The sequence below is a fragment of the Simkania negevensis Z genome (genome assembly GCF_000237205.1).
Lineage (GTDB): Bacteria > Chlamydiota > Chlamydiia > Chlamydiales > Simkaniaceae > Simkania > Simkania negevensis.
This window is the reverse complement of record NC_015713.1, coordinates 303,787-321,601: the sequence shown is the minus strand read 5'-3', so window position 1 is coordinate 321,601 and position 17,815 is coordinate 303,787. Positions and strand designations below refer to the sequence as shown.

The 17,815-nt window shown below is 42.9% G+C and carries 21 protein-coding genes; 12 read left to right on the top strand and 9 right to left on the bottom strand.

Annotated elements, in window-relative coordinates; translation table 11 throughout:
- Positions 1-3 precede the first annotated feature (3 nt).
- The 4 genes from SNE_RS02165 to SNE_RS02150 all read left to right on the top strand — a co-directional run bounded on the left by SNE_RS02165 (position 4) and on the right by SNE_RS02150 (position 1,677).
- Entirely contained in the window at positions 4-396 is a 393-nt protein-coding gene (locus SNE_RS02165) for a hypothetical protein (protein ID WP_013942668.1), read from the top strand.
- Positions 397-417: 21 nt separating this feature from the next.
- The gene (locus SNE_RS02160; protein WP_013942667.1) at positions 418-789 is read left to right on the top strand and encodes a hypothetical protein; all 372 of its coding nucleotides are present in this window, start codon (positions 418-420) and stop codon (positions 787-789) included.
- A gap of 94 nt (positions 790-883) precedes the next feature.
- Positions 884-1,282: a hypothetical protein gene (locus SNE_RS02155; RefSeq protein ID WP_041418701.1), complete on the top strand. Its 399-nt coding sequence runs from the start codon at positions 884-886 to the stop codon at positions 1,280-1,282.
- Positions 1,283-1,302: 20 nt separating this feature from the next.
- On the top strand, positions 1,303-1,677 hold the full coding sequence (locus tag SNE_RS02150; protein WP_013942665.1) for a hypothetical protein: 375 nt from the start codon (positions 1,303-1,305) through the stop codon (positions 1,675-1,677).
- 341 nt (positions 1,678-2,018) lie between these two features.
- Here SNE_RS02150 and bamE read toward each other — a convergent pair whose 3' ends face one another.
- The 3 genes from bamE to SNE_RS02130 all read right to left on the bottom strand — a co-directional run bounded on the left by bamE (position 2,019) and on the right by SNE_RS02130 (position 4,030).
- Positions 2,019-2,357, bottom strand: a complete 339-nt coding sequence (bamE, locus tag SNE_RS02140) for an outer membrane protein assembly factor BamE domain-containing protein (protein WP_013942663.1) — start codon at positions 2,355-2,357, stop codon at positions 2,019-2,021.
- A 66-nt stretch (positions 2,358-2,423) separates the two neighbouring features.
- Positions 2,424-2,897, bottom strand: coding sequence for a hypothetical protein (locus tag SNE_RS02135; RefSeq protein ID WP_013942662.1), 474 nt, complete (start codon positions 2,895-2,897; stop codon positions 2,424-2,426).
- Complete coding sequence (locus SNE_RS02130; protein WP_013942661.1) at positions 2,897-4,030, bottom strand: FtsW/RodA/SpoVE family cell cycle protein; 1,134 nt, start codon at positions 4,028-4,030, stop codon at positions 2,897-2,899. The genes SNE_RS02135 and SNE_RS02130 overlap by 1 nt, the downstream gene beginning before the upstream one ends.
- Before the next feature lie 39 nt (positions 4,031-4,069).
- Here SNE_RS02130 and SNE_RS02125 point away from each other — a divergent pair, with 39 nt between their 5' ends.
- Both SNE_RS02125 and SNE_RS02120 read left to right on the top strand, forming a co-directional pair.
- Entirely contained in the window at positions 4,070-4,804 is a 735-nt protein-coding gene (locus SNE_RS02125; protein ID WP_013942660.1) for a biotin--[acetyl-CoA-carboxylase] ligase, read from the top strand.
- Positions 4,801-5,253 (top strand): hypothetical protein, encoded by a 453-nt coding sequence (locus SNE_RS02120; RefSeq protein ID WP_013942659.1) that lies wholly within the window; start codon positions 4,801-4,803, stop codon positions 5,251-5,253. The genes SNE_RS02125 and SNE_RS02120 overlap by 4 nt, the downstream gene beginning before the upstream one ends.
- Positions 5,254-5,450: 197 nt before the next feature.
- On the opposite strand, the gene SNE_RS02110 is transcribed toward SNE_RS02120, so the two are convergent.
- Together SNE_RS02110 and SNE_RS02105 are read right to left on the bottom strand one after the other, a co-directional pair.
- Positions 5,451-6,260, bottom strand: coding sequence for a BPL-N domain-containing protein (locus SNE_RS02110; RefSeq protein ID WP_013942657.1), 810 nt, complete (start codon positions 6,258-6,260; stop codon positions 5,451-5,453).
- Positions 6,245-6,802, bottom strand: a complete 558-nt coding sequence (locus tag SNE_RS02105) for a biotin transporter BioY (RefSeq protein ID WP_158307200.1) — start codon at positions 6,800-6,802, stop codon at positions 6,245-6,247. The genes SNE_RS02110 and SNE_RS02105 overlap by 16 nt, the downstream gene beginning before the upstream one ends.
- 201 nt (positions 6,803-7,003) lie before the next feature.
- Between SNE_RS02105 and SNE_RS02100 the strand changes: the two genes are divergently transcribed.
- The gene (locus tag SNE_RS02100; protein WP_013942655.1) at positions 7,004-7,801 is read left to right on the top strand and encodes a winged helix-turn-helix domain-containing protein; all 798 of its coding nucleotides are present in this window, start codon (positions 7,004-7,006) and stop codon (positions 7,799-7,801) included.
- An 18-nt stretch (positions 7,802-7,819) separates the two neighbouring features.
- On the opposite strand, the gene SNE_RS02095 is transcribed toward SNE_RS02100, so the two are convergent.
- The 4 genes from SNE_RS02095 to SNE_RS02080 form a co-directional block, all read right to left on the bottom strand.
- Positions 7,820-8,623 (bottom strand): hypothetical protein, encoded by an 804-nt coding sequence (locus SNE_RS02095; protein ID WP_013942654.1) that lies wholly within the window; start codon positions 8,621-8,623, stop codon positions 7,820-7,822.
- Positions 8,624-8,724: 101 nt separating this feature from the next.
- Positions 8,725-9,501, bottom strand: coding sequence for a NifU family protein (locus SNE_RS02090; protein WP_013942653.1), 777 nt, complete (start codon positions 9,499-9,501; stop codon positions 8,725-8,727).
- A complete protein-coding gene (locus tag SNE_RS02085; RefSeq protein WP_158307199.1) occupies positions 9,498-10,664 on the bottom strand; it encodes a cysteine desulfurase family protein in 1,167 nt (388 codons plus the stop codon). Before SNE_RS02085 ends, SNE_RS02090 begins: the two co-directional genes overlap by 4 nt.
- A complete protein-coding gene (locus tag SNE_RS02080) occupies positions 10,661-11,383 on the bottom strand; it encodes a 2,3-bisphosphoglycerate-dependent phosphoglycerate mutase (RefSeq protein ID WP_013942651.1) in 723 nt (240 codons plus the stop codon). Before SNE_RS02080 ends, SNE_RS02085 begins: the two co-directional genes overlap by 4 nt.
- A 77-nt stretch (positions 11,384-11,460) precedes the next feature.
- On the opposite strand from SNE_RS02080, the gene SNE_RS02075 reads away from it, so the two are divergent.
- The 5 genes from SNE_RS02075 (at position 11,461) to SNE_RS02055 (ending at position 17,797) form a co-directional block, all read left to right on the top strand.
- Complete coding sequence (locus SNE_RS02075) at positions 11,461-12,162, top strand: pseudouridine synthase (protein WP_013942650.1); 702 nt, start codon at positions 11,461-11,463, stop codon at positions 12,160-12,162.
- Between the two features lie 46 nt (positions 12,163-12,208).
- A complete protein-coding gene (locus tag SNE_RS02070; protein ID WP_013942649.1) occupies positions 12,209-12,880 on the top strand; it encodes a TIGR00153 family protein in 672 nt (223 codons plus the stop codon).
- A gap of 2 nt (positions 12,881-12,882) precedes the next feature.
- On the top strand, positions 12,883-14,307 hold the full coding sequence (locus tag SNE_RS02065) for an inorganic phosphate transporter (protein WP_013942648.1): 1,425 nt from the start codon (positions 12,883-12,885) through the stop codon (positions 14,305-14,307).
- A 273-nt stretch (positions 14,308-14,580) separates the two neighbouring features.
- A complete protein-coding gene (locus SNE_RS02060) occupies positions 14,581-15,039 on the top strand; it encodes a hypothetical protein (protein WP_013942647.1) in 459 nt (152 codons plus the stop codon).
- A 184-nt stretch (positions 15,040-15,223) separates the two neighbouring features.
- Positions 15,224-17,797 carry a glycogen/starch/alpha-glucan phosphorylase gene (locus tag SNE_RS02055; RefSeq protein ID WP_041418698.1) on the top strand — a complete coding sequence of 858 codons (2,574 nt, stop codon included), beginning with the start codon at positions 15,224-15,226 and terminating at the stop codon, positions 17,795-17,797.
- Positions 17,798-17,815 lie beyond the last annotated feature (18 nt).

The following is a 17,815-nucleotide window of genomic DNA, read 5'->3' as shown; positions in this document are numbered from 1 at the left end:
ACAATGAGACCAATCCCACCATTTGAACAGGTTCTTCCTATTTTTCGTTTTGGTTATGAAGCGCTCCTAACACGCTTCGCAAAGGTCTCGTTTGTTGCCGCTGTGACATTTCCCCTAATTGGGGCTCTTTTCGCAGCACCATTATTGATTGCAACACGTTTTGGAAACGACAGAGAAGCCGAACAGCGCGAAATTGTGAAATACTGCTTCGCCCCTCTTGGCGCCATTGGCATTGGCTTATGCTACGCTGGGCTTACAGCTGTGGGAACACTTGCACTTTGCATTATGTTCGACGGTGCTCACAAGCTGACCATGGGACGGCATGCGATGAGCTATAGGTATGTTTTTTTTCCATTCAGGTTCAATTTCATTAATTATAACGCCTTTATAAAGTAAAAATTCCGCGGAGGAAATCAAATGTTTAGCTATATTAACCCAGTTCCACTATTGAATTATTTCAAGGGTCCTTCTCCTGAAACCGCAAAAGCTGCAATTGACTTTCTTACTTCTTCTGGGAAAGGAATGACTGTTATTGCCGGGAAAGCCCAGTATGTATTTGTAGGAGCTCTTGCTGCATCCCTACTCTTCTATTCACGCTCCGGCTTGATGGAAGACGAAAAAGCATATTCAGAGCGCTCAGTATCGACAATTCCAGCATCACCTCTTTACATTATTTCTAGATTTCTCTTTTGCATTGCACTCTTATCGGGATTTTCTTATGTGAATTGTAAAGGTGGTTCGTACTTAGCTAATTATGCAGTATGTTGGATTCAAAACAGAACTTATTAAGTAATGTATAATATTAATTTTTTAATTCAATTATAGTTTACATTAATTGTCGAATTAAATATCATTATTGCGAAATTTTTGATGGAGCCAAATCATGACTATGCCTAGCCATTTATCAGAGTTTTCAGGGTTGTTCACAACAAGTGTCACAATTGACACGACAAACATTACCCTAGCTCATCTCAGCAAACTTGGAAAGCTCGAGTTGGAAAAGCTCGTATCGGTCTATGGAACTAGCCTTGAGAGTGCCTTACTTGCTCGGACATTTGCCAATTCAGTTGCGATACACGCTCTTGCAGTTACATTTATCTTCGGTTTTATTGCCCATCAATCGCCAAGAGAAAACGTCAGAAAAGTTGCAACGTTTATCACAGTAGCCTCTACCCTAACAGCTTTTCTTGCAGGTTTCACAAGCGTCGTTTATACTTTTCAAATTCATGATTACGCCTACTGGAAAAATGTTTGCGTAAAGTTTATAGAACTCACCCCCTAAATTAGTTAAGAGGTTCAAAGATGTCACTTCCCACTTCATTTACAATTTTTTCTCCAACCTTTTCACTATTTGAAAGACTCACACCCATTGAGTACTTAGCTAGCTGTGAAAAGAGTTTAGCAATGCTCCCCAAATGGAAAGATGCAGCTTTGGCAATTGCCCTCATTTCTGCCGCAACTCTAATCGTCTCTGCAGCTATTGCTGTTATTGCTGAAGATGAATCAAAAGCTGAAGATACACAGGGAAGAGTTTATAATATTGCCATGACATGTGGGATGTTTTCTATAGTCGCCCTCATTTTATCACTCGCGGCTTATCCAAGCATGAAGTACGGTATTGAACCTATGCTTGTCAAGCGCATCGAATGGCTTCAAGCAGGTTTAGTTAGTGGTTAATCAGATCCCAATTGGATCAATATTTTATCTAACCCAAGACTCATCGCCTGCTGAATACCTTGCTCATTCAATGGCGCTTCTCAAAACAGTCTCTGCAAGCAGAATTTACATTTTTTTGGGGATGAGCTTATCTTTTTCTTTTTTTAGCATAGGACATTCTTCTTCAGTTTTTGCAACTCAAACAAACCTCTTTAAAGAACGAAAAGAGAAAGTTCTTGAGCTCAGCAAAAAAACGATGCACGTCTCTTTAGTTCTTTTTTTAGCGTTTAGCTCACTTTACGGAGTCTCTTATCTAAGTAAACTATCCCTCGAAAGACGAATTGATTATCTTCAAGCATTGGTTAATAGTTAGGGTACGGATCATCTGAGTAGATGGCGTTAAACGTCGGTGGATTGGAAAGCTTCATGTATTTTCCAATGACCTTCCCATCTACAATCACAATGTAATAGCGTCGTTGCTCGATCACCTCATTGCCAATGCGGATCTTTTCAATGTACTCATATGTTTCCTTTTCATCCCCTTTAGAATAGATATTATATGGTTTCCCATATAACTTTGTCACATCAGAAGCCGACATCCCCACTTCTACATCAGAGTACCCATCGCGGGTCATAGCAGCTTGACGCGAAAAACAACCAGTTAGTAAAAGCATAGGAAGAATAAACTTGAGTACTTTCATCGGAATTAACTTTCCTTTTATTTTTATCAATAAAAGGTTCGACAATTCCACGCAACTAGAATGAATCTATTCAGTTGCTTCTTTTTTTTGTTCTGGAGCTTTTTTCCAGATTTTGCCGTGAATCACTGTACGGAAGTCGTCATTAGCGGCATATTCGGCATGTAAAAGATACGTGTCTGGTTCCTTTGCCACTTCGTAGAATTCGAATCCCTCAAATCCAAGCTGACCTAAACGAAATTCCCACCCAATGAGCTTTGAATTGATGATCCCTTTTCCAACAACTTTCCCAATCGATTGATTTTCGAGCTTGATGGCAAAGTTTTGACGCGAGATATCGTAAAAAGAAAACTGGTTATGCATCATATCGGAAAGACCGGCAATTTGGATTTCCTGAAGGCAGGCAATGAGCCCTTTATCATCAGCGGACGGAACAGTCCAACGGGTGTAAAAAGGAAGCTTTTCATCCATCATCGACAGAGAAATTTTTCCTTCTCCTAACCAAAAACCAGGTTCAAAAATAAATGGGTGTTTCTTTGGCATCAAAACATATACCTTCTTGTATAAACGCTTTGCAATATGCCCAGCGCAATCATTGTCCACAAAACAGAAGATCCTCCATACGTCATGAGTAAAAGAGGCACTCCTGTGATTGGCAAAAAGCCGCACATCATCCCGATATTTACCACAACGTGAATGGCGAGATAAATCGTTACGCCCGCTGAAAGAACGCGCCCAAAGTGGTCGCGCGCAACTGCGGTAACTTGAAAACTACAATAAATCAATCCGAAAAACAAGAGGAGGATAAAAAATGCTCCAAATAATCCAAATTCTTCAGCAAAAGCCGGAAAAACTGAGTCGGTTGAAGCCGCCGGCAAAAAGCCATGACCGGTAAAGACACTTTCTCGAAACCCACTTCCTGTATATTTGCCTAAAGCAATGGCAGTTTGTGCTGCTTGATGATGGTAAGTCGCAGGGTTGAGTCGCTCATACTGGTAATCTTTTAAAAAATGGGTGACAAAAGGGCGCATATCTTCATGAGAAATCACCCCAAGGAAAATAAGAGCTGTGAAGAAAATCGCCACAAGACCCAAGGTGGCCAAAATCATGACAACCTTTTTGTTCACTCCTCCAAAATAAAACATTCCTAAAGTGATTGGATATAAGACGAGCGCAGAACCCAAATCAGGTTGTTTCAAAATGAGAGCAAACGGAATGAGGGCAATCACAGACGCTTGAAAAAAAGTGCTCCAATCCCCCACAGCTCGCCCTTTTTTTTCGAGAAACCAACTTAAAGTTAAGATCAATGAAAGCTTGGCGCACTCAGATGGTTGGACACCAATGCCAATAATCGGAATGCGGTACCATCTATGAACATTTTTAATTGAGTCTGTAAAAAAAAGACCAAGTAACATTACAATTGTTACAAAGTAAAAAATCCAAGCCCACTCACGGAGCTTATGATAGTCAAGGCCGGCAAAAAATACGTAGGCAACTGTTCCCATCCCAAACCATTGCAACTGACTTTTGACAAGAGGAGTGAAAAACCCGATTTCGGCTCCATAAGTATCTGTGATGGATGTGGCTGAAATGACAAGCAAACTAGCAATCATCAGCCCCAAAAGGAGGGGAAATGTACGAAAGTCGAGGCGGCGTAAGTACTGGTGGTTCCACATATTTAGAAATTATCCAAAATCAAGGGTTAAAAGGAAAGAATGTCTCTAGAAGTTGCAAAAATCCACTTAAAAACGGTCACTTCGACCAACACATGGGCAAAAGAAAACTCTTCTCATTTTGACTTAGGCAAAATGACCCGTGTAACCGCTTCAGAGCAGACGCAAGGGAGAGGGCGCTTCAACAGAAGCTGGATCTCTCCAGAAGGCGTCAACATCTATGTCACTTATTTTTTTACCATTCGAAAAAATGGTGTCGACCTCAATAACCTTTCTCAGCTCCTTTGCCTAAGCATTGTCAAAATGCTGCACCACCAAAAACTTGCCCCACAAATCAAATGGCCAAATGATATCCTCGTAAATGGAAAAAAGATTGCCGGTATTCTTTGTGAAGTTGTCGATCAGGGTGACAACCATGGCGTGGTTATCGGAGCTGGCATCAATGTGAACATGGCTAAAGAAGACCTCAACCTCATCGATCAACCCGCAACTTCTCTCATGCAAGAAAAAGGCCATGTGTTTCCTCTCGAACCTCTACTCGACCTTCTCGATAAATTCTTTGCCGTCGACCTGGACCTTTATAAAACTGAAGGGTTCAAACCATTTTACAAAACATATGATGAGCTCCTGACCCATAAAGGACAACCCATTACTTTACGCCAAAATGGAGATACCTTAACTGGCACACTCCACTCGCTCAATCCTGATGGTCGGCTCAACCTTCTCCTCTCTTCAGGAGAAATCAAAACCGTAAGCTCCGGAGAAATCAAAAAATGAAACTCAAATTCAAAAGTCTTATTGCATTTTTCGTCTTAAGTTGCGCTCTTTTTGCCGATGGGCCAGCAGTGGGAAATTACGTTGGTGATGGAAAAAGCCCCAACATTCACTTTCAATTGTCCACCAATTCCCCTAATTGGCAACCCTACACAATTGCACATCAAGCGCAAGGAAACATTCCCTATAACACTCAAAGCCCTGACAACAATGAATGGAGTGCTTGGAATATTTACGATGATGATAATAACTATTACGGAACTTTTACTCTTGGAGCAAACGCTTACGCAACTTGGTGGAAAGGATACACTGCACCACAAGAAAAAGACCCGACATCTCCCTACTCTATTGATAACATTCAAGGAACAGTTTCAGGCGGAGGTTATTTCATTTCCATTTCTGGAACTCCAAAAGGTGATGATGACACAGACCCTTTTCCTGATGAACATTAAGCATCTCTGATGCTTATTCAGGCACAACCAACTCTATTTATCTTTGTGTCAAAAAAGATCAAATTGTCAATGATAATGGGAACCATCTTCGCCTTAAAAGACTTATTCGCTCTTCTTTTAAAAAATTGGCAGGGAGACCCCCAGAATGCAGGAACGTTTGTAAAAGACGACCTGCAAAACAGTCCCCCCCACCCCCATTAATCAGTAAGAGACAGTAATAAGTCTGCGAAACATTGGACCCTAAAATCCTCTGTTCCTTCGAGACTTGATACGATCTGTTTCCAATCGTGTGCCGGAAAATACTTTTCGTAGACCGGCACATCGATATCGCTTGCATGGTACCCCAAATGCAAATTCGACAGGATCGCCCGTCCCTTTCCAACATAGCATTTGACCACAGCAGCAGAGAGCTTTTCTGGAATCCGAGGATCATCATACGAGACGAGTACTTCGTAGCCTTTGCTCTCTTCAGTAGGGATGAACGCTCCCCCTCCACTGATGAGCACAGAAGCTTTTCGCTTGGTGTCTTTCCATCGAACTTGTAAGGCGCCATGATGAAAAGAAATGTCGTCTGAATGTGAAGGAATCAAAGGCCCTTGCGCAACTCCTTTGAAAAATCCAAGCTCGCGTGTTTTCTCCAGACATTCTTGGGTTGAAAGTTGGTAAATTGTCTGTTTAGAGGCAAAGTAACTCCCCCCACAAACACTAAAAAAAAGCCCTCCTTCTTCCACAAACTTCCTGAGCTTTTTGACTTGCGCTCCAAGGTGCATGTCATATTCCCCGGCTTTTCCTCCCGGCAAAATGAAAAGGGTTTCTGCTGGAGACCATCTATCGGGATCAACTTCTTTCTCCCCAATTTCCCTAATTTTCCAAGGGCCACTGACATATCCAAACAGGCGCATGAGTTTGGAGACACTTTCTCCATAAACCCCAGCCCCATTGTAAATTAGAATTGAGCGAATAGGTGTTTGCAAGTCTGTAAGTGATAATCTTAATTGCGTTGCCATCGAACATATCCTCCCTTCAGTGAAGCGGCGCAAACCGTTTTCAATAGCGCTGGCCATAGAAAAGGAAGGAGCCCAACATCAATCGCTAAGCGAAAACCGATCTGAATAGCAAGCCAAGAGACTCCCAAAAGGTAAATCACCACTTGTCCCACCAAAACGGAAAAGAGCAGCCATAAGTATGAAGAAGACTTCCGATAGTTTGCTAGTTTCCCAATCAAAAACGCTGCAATCGGAAATGCTACCAAATACCCTCCGCACGGGCCAATCATCCAAAGGGGATTAACTGACCATCCTGAAAGTACAGGAAGCCCTACTGTTGCTGCCCCTAAATATAGGCACGTTGAAAGTGCTGCCTTTTGCCCTCCTTGAAAAAATGCCAGCAAAAAAATCGCTAGCGTTTGTAAAGTGACTGGAACAGGGCCAATAAGCACTTCTAATTGAGAACACCCTGCCAAAAAAAGTCCACCTAACACCACGTGAAAAATCCACACGAGAGTAGGATAGGTGCGGCGTACTGCCACAGTTTCTGTTTTTGTATTCATCGTCAATCCTCCGTAAATTGCTTCTTCAACATACGACATCAGAAATGGAAAATAACACCCTAAACTCTACTCAACAACACCATATCCACCTAAATTATAGGTGATGTTTCACACAATATAGCCTCATACCCATGCATTTTTCTTGAACCTAAATAGTTTAATCGCGCAAACTTGAGTTATGCAAACAAATTTATCAACTAAATGTTAGGTGAACTTTTAGGCAGTCAAAAAGTTGGCGACGTTCTTCTATTCCTTTTCATCAATGGTAAAGGATACCCCTCTCAAATCGCCAATGCGTTAAGTGTAGGACTCACCCCAGTTCAACATGCTCTTAAGCGACTAGAAAAGGGCTCGATTGTTTCGAGCTATTACGAAGGGAAAAATAGAATTTTCGAACTCAATCGGAGCTATCCCCTCTATGAAGAACTCGAATCGCTCATCAAAAAAGCTTTCTTTCTCCTCCCAAGTGAAGGGAAAAAAAACTACCTGATTTCTCCGACTCCAATTAGATCAAAAGATTCCCCCTTGAAGCAAAGTGTTCCGGCAGTGCTTGCAGCGATATGGAAAAAACTAGAAGCAACAACTCAAGTACTCTACGTTGCTCATGATCGAACAGGGCACGAAGCTCGAACGGCAGGACAAGGTAGTGGGTTAGTCAAAATCACAAAAGAAACCCCCTACCAGCTGATCTTCGAAGAAGAAGGATCGTGGCAAACTGAGCAAGGGCTTTCCTTCAACTACAAAAATTACTTCCGCTGGTCTGTCGATACTCTGCGCGGCATTTTAGCAGTAGAACACCTCCGCTTTGGCAAACACCATCCGGTCTTTCTCTTTCATCTTGTTCCCGTCTCCGACCGCCTACTCGAACCCGTCACAACAAATGCGAACGGCGAAGAGACCTACTTCGGTTATCTTGAAAATAAAGTGCATGGACTCAAATTTTGTACGCGGACGATTTCGCCTCAAAAAAACGAATCGATCACCTACTTCTACACTTAACTAAGCTCTGGGTCCAGATTAACTAAAGTCTTCTGAATACTCAAACCAGGTATCTAAATAATAGATCGTCTCTTGGTTGAAACCCCAAACTCTATGCTCAACACAAGTTCCGTTTGAGACGCTAAAGTTGAACCACCATTCCCATGTAGAGGCTTCAGCAAAAGCAACAAGGTGATCGATGAGCTCTTGCGGCGCACGTTCATCGACAAAAACGGCATATTTCTTGTCCCAGGAAATCGTAAATTTACGATAAGGATCCCCAGGCTCAAGCCGAAATACTCGCGTTGCACTCAAAGTTCGTCCTTCGGGATTATAAAGGAGGCGTACCTGGAAAGGTTTACCATTGAGTTTGTAATAAAGGACTTTGTTTTCAAACGTCGCACTCAAAAAAACTCTCTTGGCTTCGGCATCATTGAGTGCATCTTCAATTGATTGAGCCATACGAACTGGATGAATACCTCCCCATTCCTCAATCGTCAGCGGACTTTTTCCTCTAAGGTCAATGTGAGCATCTCCTCCAACGCAGCCCCATTGTGTCAAAAGATCTTCTAAGTGATGAACAAGGGGCAGTGGAAGGTCTCCGACTACATAGAGAGAGCGTGAAGAAGGATTGACTAGCACGCCTCCCCAAAGTGATTCCTTTTTTGGATTCGTGATGATTCGAATTGGATAGCTATTGCCCTCATATTCAATTTGAATCACTTCATTTGAATATTCCCAAGCTTGGATCTGAGTTTGAATCTTTTGATCACATTGCAAACTAGAAAGGGAGGAGCAGAGACTGAGTAGTCCTACTGTAATCACAACCAGAAACGGTTTCATGTTTCACCTATAAGTTAAATGAGATACGAAAACTGTATCTTAAGCTGCTAGATTCTTGCAACAGCATGACCGCTCTTCAAACTCACAATAGAATTTGATGCTTAGAAACTTAATAGAGATAAATCAGGTTTAACGATGAGATGGGGATGGACACGGGCTCGCAAGATCTCTTGAATGGCGCTAAGTGTTGCACCTGTTGAAGAAGGACAGGTTGTGCAAGCTCCTTGGTAGGCAATGACAACTTCAATGTCATTTTTAAATTCAGGAACTTCAATCCCTCCAGCATCGAGTTCAATGTAAGGTTGCACTTCTTCTTTGACAACTTTTCGAATGAGTTCGAGCTTTTCTGTAGACGAAAGAATACTCCACTCAGGATATTCTCCTGTAGATTGAAGGTGAGAGGGAACAGGAGGAGAGTAAGAGGGGTCACTAATGGGAATATCTAAACATTTTTCGCACGCAGTATCAAGAGCTTCTAAAGCCAGATTTAAATGGTGCGCGGAAGATTTGGGAAAAGCCGGTGTGTGATCAAAGTCGCGTAGTTTCTTATCGACAAGCTCAGCTGTTAAGCGGCGGGCTTGGTCGTAGTTTTTTCGCAAGATGATGTCGCAAATTGCATCTGCTGCACCGATGAGTGGACTTTCTCCAAACGCTTGGAATTTGACATCAGCAATGATGCCGTCTGTTTCGTCGATGACGAGATAGATAATGACATGATTTTCGCGAGTACTATCTTGGCTCTCGCCAGCAACAACACGCATTTCTTGCTGCGCTCCTTTGTTGCTATTAAAAAACCCAACATTTCGGGGAGAGAGAATCCGTTCAACGAGAAGATTGCTGTATGTGGCCCAAGGATAGGGCTCGAGGAAAGGCTTCATACTTTCACCTTCTTAGAAAAGGTTCTGCATTTAGCAGCTGTATCGGCAACAATGCCTACCGCGCGTTGGATTTCTTCTTGAGTTGTTCCTCGACCAAGGCTAAAACTTAAGGCGCATTTTGCAATGTCGGGGTCGATTCCGATGGTTTCCAAGAGCGCAGGTAGTTTTTGATGACGTCCACCACCGAAGCTTGCAAAAACATCTTGCTGGGCTAAATGAAAAGCTAAGAGTTCACTTGTAACACCTGGGAAGGCAATCACGCTCACATTGGGAAGACGCGAAATCTCGCGAAAGAGCACTTGGGCTTCAGAGAGGGCGCTTTCAATACTTGTTTCAAAGTGATTGCGAAGACGGGCGGTTTCCATACAAACGTGATTGAAATGTTCTTCCTGCTCTTCAAAAGCAATTCCAAGCCCGACAAGCCCCGGCAGATTAAGTGTTCCGCCTCGGAGACCGTGCTGTTGGGTCCCGTCGGGAATGAGGGGGGAAAGGGTGTGGGGATGACGTATGAGCAGTCCTCCGGTTCCTTTAGGACCATGGAATCGATCGCCATCAAAGGTGAGATAATCGATGGGGAGATCTTCAAAACGAAAGTATAGTTTTCCGAGAATGTCACTAACATCTACATGAAAAGCAACTCCTTTTTCTTTGCATACTTCGGCGAGTTCTGCAATGGGGTGCAAAATCCCCGTGAGTCCATTGGCCCAAGAAAGAGAAACTAAGCTGGTGCGAGGGGTGAGAGTGCGCATTAAGTTTTCAGGAGTGAGAACGCCTTGATTATTAAGCGGCGAAAGTTTTTTTTGGATGCCTAAAGCTTCAAATCGATTGATCCCCATGAGAAAAGAGGCATCTTCAATGAAAGTCGTCACAAAGTGATTTTTCCCAGTTTCGGAAGCTTCATCAATGGCTAATGCGTGGTAAATATGACTGATGGCTTCAGCTGCGCAAGAAGTCAGAACGAAGGTATCTTTCTCTCCTGCTCCTAAAGAGGTTTTAATTTTGCGAATCTTTTGATTGATCGTTGCAAATGGTTCTTTCCCTTTGAGATAGGGAGCAGTCGGACAGTGCCAGTGCCTCTTGAAGAAGGGTTGCATTTGTTGAACAAGATAATCAGAAGGACCAGTTGTGGTCGCATGATCAAGGTAAATTGGTGATTCCATCATGCCCCTTTCAAATAGGCCTCTTGGACTTGATCTATCTCTTCGCGTTTCCATACCCCATTGTCAAAACTATAGCAAATGGGATCACCTGTGGGAATTTCGAGTTCTAAGACTTCTTTTTCTGAAAGTTTATCCAAAAACATGACGATCGAACGAAGAGAGTTTCCGTGCGCTGAAACCAAAACATTTTTTCCCTCTTGGAGATGAGGAACGATTTCATTTTTAAAGTATGGAATGGAACGCTCAGCAGTCATTTTCAAGCTCTCCCCATTAGGTGGAGGAGTGTCAAAGCTTCGCCGCCAAATTTTTACTTGTTCAGCCCCATACTTTTGACGGGTTTCATCTTTGTCGAGACCTTGCAGTTCTCCATACATGCGCTCATTAATTTCCCATGCTTTTACTGCAGGAATGGTCATTTCAGAAGCTTTGGGGTTGTAATTCATTGCCCAAGTTTCTTGTTTTTTTTCACCAGGGTGCAATACAACAGGAACTTTTCCTTCAGAATGGACACTCATTGCAAGCATTGCTGTAAGCTGCGCCCGAATAAGCGAAGACATAAAGATGATGTCGATTGGGATGGCAGAAAACCTCTTTCCAGCATTCAAGGCTTCTTCTATGCCAACAGAGCTTAGAGGGATGTCAACCCATCCGGTAAAGAGATTGCGCTGGTTCCAGACTGATTGGCCATGCCGAAGTAAAATAAGTTTTGGACACTTTTTCATATATTTTATGATAATAGATATCGGAATTCCCTTCAAACCTTGTGGTTTTCAGGAAAAAGGTTTATAATGATTGCCCTATGGAAAGTAAACGTTTGAGTAAAGCTTTAGCTGCGGCAGGTGTAGCCTCGAGGCGGGCCTGTGAGGAGCTCATTTTTGACGGCAAAGTAACGGTGAATGGCGAGGTCATCAAAGTCCCCCAAACCCTCGTGAATTTGGAAAAAGACCGCATTTGCGTCGAAGGAAAGCAAGTCCGCTCAGAAGAAAAAAAAGTTTACTACATTCTCAACAAGCCTAAAGGGTACATCTGCTCAAATAAGAGGGAAGGGACCAAACGCCTGGTCGTAGATCTATTTGCCGAAGAGAAAAATCGACTCTTCACGATTGGACGTCTGGATCGAGACACCACGGGTCTTTTGCTCGTCACAAACGATGGCCACTTTGCCCAAAAAGTGATTCATCCCTCCCGCAACATTGCAAAAGAATATTTGGTCAAAACACGTGAAGACATCACGCATGAAATGCTGACTAAAATTTCTAAAGGAACGCTCATTGAAGGGGCTTGGATCAAGCCTTACAAAGTGCAAAAAATGCGTAAAGGGACCCTGAAAGTTGTGGTAAAAGAAGGAAAAAAACGGGAAGTGCGCCTCTTAGTTCAAAACGGAGGCCTTGAAATTCTTTCTCTGTCTCGCATTAGGATTGGAGAACTTCGGCTCGGCAATCTTCCTGAAGGAAAATGGCGTGAGATGACCGAATCTGAAAAAGCTTCACTTTTCAATTAAGTGTTACATCGGTACAATGAGCCTATAAACAACTTGAGAAACGCTCATGATGACGACAATTGCTCGTCTTTTTGGAAAGTCCCCATTCCTCCCTTTACAGTCTCACATGAAAAAGGTGAGCTTATGTATCAAACAGCTTACGGAAATTTTCGAGAAACTTCCGACAAGCCAAGCAGAAGAAATCGAAAAGCTCGTCATAGATTTATCTAGCCTCGAACACGAAGCAGATCTCACCAAAAATGACATTCGAAACCATTTACCAAGAAGTTTATTTCTGCCGATCGATCGAGGACAATTTCTTGAAATCCTTTCAATTCAAGATAGCATTTCAGATCAAGCAGAAGACATTGGCCACTTGCTCATTTTGCATCCCTTAGAGCCAAAGCTCTATGAAAACCTCCATTCTCTTTACAAAAAAAACATTGAGGCATTTTGGGATACTCGAGCCATCATGAAAGAATTAAATGAACTCGTCGAATCTTCTTTTGGTGGCATGGAAGCGGAAAAGGTCAAAACGTTCATCGAAAGAACCTCTTATATCGAATATGAAGCAGATAAGATGATGCACCAATTGATGAAAGAGTTTTTTGCGCAAAGTGAAAAGGTATCGACCCCTGTCTTCTACCTTTACATTCGCCTCATCGAAGAAATCAATAAAATCTCCCACATTTCCGAAAAACTAGCAAATAGAATCGGAATGATACTGGAATTAAAATAGACATGGCCGTTGACCAAATTCTAATGCTCTTAATTCTCTTAGCTGGGTTTTACATGGCCTGGAATATTGGCGCCAATGATGTATCGAATGCCATGGGCACCTCAGTCGGTTCAGGAGCACTCACCCTATTTAAAGCCGTCATCATTGCAGGTATTTTAGAGTTTTGCGGTGCCTTTTTCCTTGGAGGAAATGTTTCGAAAACGATGCAACAAGGGCTCGTGAACCCTGACTTCTTTTCGGCAGACCCAAGGATCCTCCTTTTTGGGATGCTTTCCGCTCTGATATCAACAGCTCTTTGGCTTCAAGTTGCTTCGTATTTTGGTTGGCCAGTCTCGACCACACATGCAATTGTCGGCGCTCTACTTGGTTTTGGGGCTCTCATTGGAGGAGTTCATGCAGTCCATTGGAATGAAGTTGGAAGAATCGCAGCCAGTTGGGCAATCTCTCCAGCTCTTAGTGCCCTATTTGCTTTCTTAATTTTCAGTGTTCTACAACGGCAAGTGCTCTTTGCCATGCATCCCATACAAGCTTCCCGTCGTTTGATCCCCTTGCTCACATTCATTGTCATGATTGTCTTCACTCTTAGTGTCCTCATGAATGGACTTGGCACTTTCCACCTCAATCTTACGTTAATCCAAACTCTTTTAATCGCTATCGCCGTTGGGGTCTTAGGCGCCCTCATCAGTATGCTTTTCCTTAAACTGAGCTCTGCCCCCAAACAGCAACTCGAAATGGCTTCGCCAAACTTATCCCAACAAGTTTTTAGCCTAAATAAAGCGCTGCGGCATTTGCGTCGCGTACAACTCACTTCGAAAGGAGATGCTCGAGAAAATATCACTCGTCTCGTCCGAGATATAGAAAAACATACAGAAGGCGTCCGCCAGCAAACAAAATTCTATGGAAAGGGAACCGATTTTCAGATCGTTGAAAAAATGTTTGCCTCATTGCAAATTCTCAGTGCATGCTATGTTGCCTTTGCACATGGTGCGAACGATGTTGCCAACGCAATTGGCCCCGTTGCAGCTGCCATTGACATTCTTCGACATGGACAGCTCTCTTTGCATTCTGCTATCCCTCCATGGCTTCTTGCTATGGGTGGTGCAGGAATTGTCGTTGGATTGGCCACTTGGGGGTGGCGCGTCATGGAAACCATCGGTAGTAAAATCACCGAACTGACCCCAACTCGGGGCTTCAGCGCAGAATTCGGCGCAGCAATCACCATTCTACTCGCCTCAAAACTTGGCCTCCCTATTTCTACAACTCACTGTATTGTTGGAGCTGTTTTAGGAGTCGGGCTTGCACGTGGAATTTCAGCCCTTAACTTGCGCGTTCTACGTGATATCGTCCTATCATGGGTCATCACAATTCCCTCAAGCGCAATTGTGTGTATCCTCCTCTTCTATTTGATCAAAGCAATTTTCATCTAAACTAAAAAATTTTTTATAGACTTACTGATTCGTCTTCTTCTCAGTTCACACCACTTCTGAAATGAGTTTGGGACATCTATTCAAACAACTTTTACTTATAAAATCTAAGTGACAACTGGGAGGAGGGTAAACAGCTTCTTTATATATGAATTTCTGAGATACCTATTTATATTTATTAACATAATTTAATTTTAAAATAAAAATTGCATTTATTTTTAATATTAGTAAAACTATAATCGCTTTTTATTATTAACCAAATACACGGAGGCAATAATGGAAATTATGGCAACTGGCGAAGAAGGTCACGTTGGATGTTACGGACCTTGCCAAGACGACTTGTTAAAGGAAGTTGCAGAACATGAGCTTCTTCCTGAAGACTTCCAAGTTTACGTGAGAGGAAACACAGTTATTAATCACCCAGCCTGTGGTTTTAAAGCGAAAACTCTTCCTACTTATAATCACTACGAGGGTAAACAAGGAGGCTATGTCGCTCTTTACTCTCATCAAAAAGAAGAAAGCATCTACTCTGTGGGTGGAGGAATCCATGTAATGGGTCAAGTTCGTATCCCCGGACATTACGAAGGACGCGTTTTTGTTCCAGAAGGTTATGAGCTCGGTGACAACATCACTAGAGACGAAAAAATCTTAGAGATCTGCAAGCAGTATTTCCCTGATCTAGAAGACTTCTGGGTTGGTGGAGACACTGGTGGTTGGTTCGGTATCCAACCTTAATTCATAAACCCGAGGAAAACTCCTCGGGTTTTTTCTGTTCACTCTACAGCGTGTCATCTATTATACTCCGAATTCGGCGCTTAGCTTCCACTGCCATTCTCATTGAAAGACCTTCTCCAACTTGTTTTATTAATGACCTAGATATTCTTTTTGAATAATTTCGACGTGTGTTAGAAGTGAAAATATGAACTCAATGGAATTTCAGGCTCAGACTTTTGCTCAGAAAGTACGTCACTACTTGATCACGACGATGGGGCGTACAGCAGATGAAGCAAATCTTGAAGAATTCTACCGCGCATTCTGCACGTCGCTCCGGGAAGAAATTATGATTAACTGGACAGCGACGATGCACACATTCATTAAGCAAAAGTCGCGAATGCTCTACTACCTTTCAATGGAATACATGCCAGGACGGCTTTTTGGAAATAACATCACGAATGTTAGCGCCGTCGATCTCATCAAACGGGTCTTACAGATTTTAGGAAGAGATTTTTCGACTCTAATCAGTATGGAACCTGACATTGGGATTGGAAATGGGGGGCTTGGCCGTCTTGCGTCTTGCTTCATGGATTCTCTAGCGACATTACAGTATCCTGCATTTGGTTATGGGATGCGTTATCATTATGGAATTTTCGAGCAAGAGCTCATGTGTGGTGTTCAAGTGGAACGCCCCGATTGTTGGCTTCTCAATCAAAACCCCTGGGAGTTTCGACGCGACACTCATGCCGTGAATGTCCGTTTTGGGGGCAACCCAATTGAGCGAAAAAACTCTCATAATGAAACGGTTTACGATCTTCTCGACTACGATGAAGTACGCGCTCTCCCCTACGATTTACCTATTATTGGCTATAGCCATGATCCCAACTTTTCGGTATTAACCCTCCGTCTTTGGTCGACAAAAGAATCACCTCGTAATTTTCAATTGCAGCGGTACAACGCAGGAGAAATTGGACAAGCAAGTGAAAATACCTCTCTTACAGATGTCCTCTATCCAAACGATAATCATGAAGCGGGAAAACGAATTCGCCTCAAACAAGAATTTCTACTCGTGTCAGCTTCTCTTCAAGACATCATTCGGCATTATCGGGAAAAACACGACACATTTAATGAGTTCCCAGACAAAGTTCGCATTCAAATCAATGACACTCATCCAGCTCTTGTGATTCCTGAGCTCATGCGGATACTAACTCAAGAAAACGATCTTTCGTTCATGCAAGCCTGGAATATCACACGAACTTGTTGCGGTTATACCAATCACACTGTTCTTAAAGAAGCTCTAGAAGAATGGAACGCAGCAAGGATGAGTGAACTTCTTCCTCGGCAATTCCGGTTAATTGAACATCTCAACGGACAGTTTTGCAGTGAAATTCGCACAAAGTTTCCTGGAGACGAAGCTCGCGTGCGTCAAATGTCGATCATTGAAGGGGGACAGGTGCGTATGGCAAATTTAGCGATCTATGGGAGCCACAAAGTCAATGGTGTCGCAAGGCTCCACACAGAAATTTTAAAAAGCTCACTTTTTAAAAACTTTTACGAACTTGACACAGACAAATTTGTGAACGTGACAAATGGAGTCACCCAAAGGCGCTGGCTTCTTTACTGCAACCCCAAGCTTGCACACTTTGTAGAAAAAAGGATTGGCAACGGTTGGATCACAGATTTTTCGCAATTTCGCAAAATTGGAGACTTTGCTGCAGATCCCGAATCGCAACAAGAGTTTTTATGCATCAAAAAAGAAAATAAACTCCGTTTTCTCGACATGATTCGAAAAGACATGCAAGAACGCCATGGAACCACCGAAGAGTTTATGCAGCACCATATTCTGGGAGCAGAAGCGATCTATGACGTTCAAATCAAACGGATTCACGAATATAAGCGGCAGCTCATGAAAGCGCTCCATCTTTTGATGCTTTATCATGAGGTGAAAGATAATCCTCAAACGCACCGCGTCAAACGGTTTGCAATTTTTGGCGGAAAAGCCGCGCCTGGATATAAAGTAGCGAAGAACATCATTCGACTCATTTACTGCCTAGCCCGTAAAATCAACCATGATCCAGCGACTGCCCACCAAATGAAGGTCTTCTATGTGGAAAACTACAATGTTTCAAAAGCAGAAGTGATCATTCCAGCAGCAGATCTTTCGGAACAAATTTCAACTGCGGGGATGGAAGCCTCTGGAACTGGGAACATGAAGTTTTCGATCAATGGAGCCCTCACAATCTGTACAGATGATGGAGCAAATGTTGAAATGCGAGAAAGTGTGACCGATGAGTGGTGGCCCTTTTTATTTGGTGCAAGCGCTGATGAAAACATCGAAATGAAGAAAAAGCACAATTACAATCCACTCGATATTTACGCTTCGAAAAAACCCATTAAGCGGGCAATTGATGCACTTATCGATGGATCGCTTACAGAAAATGACGCTGAAGTAGAAGCTTTGAGCAATGTGCACCAAAGTTTATTAGAAGGCCCTCCTGGAATCATTGCCGACCGTTTCTTTGTCTTGAATGATCTCATGTCGTACTACGAAACGCAAAAGAGGGTCGAGGAACTTTATACCAATCCCTCAAAATGGGCTGAATATGCCATCCACAACATGGCAGGCATGGCACCTTTTTCAGCTGATGTTTCGATAGACAATTATGCAAAGAAAATCTGGGGCCTTGAGCACTGCCCACCAGATTTGGATGAACTTCACCGCGTCCGGGAAGAATACAGCAAGCACGATCGCTGCCGCGTCATCCCCAATGACCAATGATCTGGATAATCATTATTC

Excerpts from the sequence above, each read along its gene's own strand:
- SNE_RS02165 (WP_013942668.1), top strand. The coding sequence starts at position 4 with ATGAGACCAATCCCACCATTTGAACAGGTTCTTCCTATTTTTCGTTTT.
- SNE_RS02160 (WP_013942667.1), top strand. The coding sequence starts at position 418 with ATGTTTAGCTATATTAACCCAGTTCCACTATTGAATTATTTCAAGGGT.
- SNE_RS02155 (WP_041418701.1), top strand. The coding sequence starts at position 884 with ATGACTATGCCTAGCCATTTATCAGAGTTTTCAGGGTTGTTCACAACA.
- SNE_RS02150 (WP_013942665.1), top strand. The coding sequence starts at position 1,303 with ATGTCACTTCCCACTTCATTTACAATTTTTTCTCCAACCTTTTCACTA.
- bamE (WP_013942663.1), bottom strand. The coding sequence starts at position 2,357 with ATGAAAGTACTCAAGTTTATTCTTCCTATGCTTTTACTAACTGGTTGT.
- SNE_RS02135 (WP_013942662.1), bottom strand. The coding sequence starts at position 2,897 with ATGCCAAAGAAACACCCATTTATTTTTGAACCTGGTTTTTGGTTAGGA.
- SNE_RS02130 (WP_013942661.1), bottom strand. The coding sequence starts at position 4,030 with ATGTGGAACCACCAGTACTTACGCCGCCTCGACTTTCGTACATTTCCC.
- SNE_RS02125 (WP_013942660.1), top strand. The coding sequence starts at position 4,070 with ATGTCTCTAGAAGTTGCAAAAATCCACTTAAAAACGGTCACTTCGACC.
- SNE_RS02120 (WP_013942659.1), top strand. The coding sequence starts at position 4,801 with ATGAAACTCAAATTCAAAAGTCTTATTGCATTTTTCGTCTTAAGTTGC.
- SNE_RS02110 (WP_013942657.1), bottom strand. The coding sequence starts at position 6,260 with ATGGCAACGCAATTAAGATTATCACTTACAGACTTGCAAACACCTATT.
- SNE_RS02105 (WP_158307200.1), bottom strand. The coding sequence starts at position 6,802 with ATGAATACAAAAACAGAAACTGTGGCAGTACGCCGCACCTATCCTACT.
- SNE_RS02100 (WP_013942655.1), top strand. The coding sequence starts at position 7,004 with ATGTTAGGTGAACTTTTAGGCAGTCAAAAAGTTGGCGACGTTCTTCTA.
- SNE_RS02095 (WP_013942654.1), bottom strand. The coding sequence starts at position 8,623 with ATGAAACCGTTTCTGGTTGTGATTACAGTAGGACTACTCAGTCTCTGC.
- SNE_RS02090 (WP_013942653.1), bottom strand. The coding sequence starts at position 9,501 with ATGAAGCCTTTCCTCGAGCCCTATCCTTGGGCCACATACAGCAATCTT.
- SNE_RS02085 (WP_158307199.1), bottom strand. The coding sequence starts at position 10,664 with ATGATGGAATCACCAATTTACCTTGATCATGCGACCACAACTGGTCCT.
- SNE_RS02080 (WP_013942651.1), bottom strand. The coding sequence starts at position 11,383 with ATGAAAAAGTGTCCAAAACTTATTTTACTTCGGCATGGCCAATCAGTC.
- SNE_RS02075 (WP_013942650.1), top strand. The coding sequence starts at position 11,461 with ATGGAAAGTAAACGTTTGAGTAAAGCTTTAGCTGCGGCAGGTGTAGCC.
- SNE_RS02070 (WP_013942649.1), top strand. The coding sequence starts at position 12,209 with ATGATGACGACAATTGCTCGTCTTTTTGGAAAGTCCCCATTCCTCCCT.
- SNE_RS02065 (WP_013942648.1), top strand. The coding sequence starts at position 12,883 with ATGGCCGTTGACCAAATTCTAATGCTCTTAATTCTCTTAGCTGGGTTT.
- SNE_RS02060 (WP_013942647.1), top strand. The coding sequence starts at position 14,581 with ATGGAAATTATGGCAACTGGCGAAGAAGGTCACGTTGGATGTTACGGA.
- SNE_RS02055 (WP_041418698.1), top strand. The coding sequence starts at position 15,224 with ATGAACTCAATGGAATTTCAGGCTCAGACTTTTGCTCAGAAAGTACGT.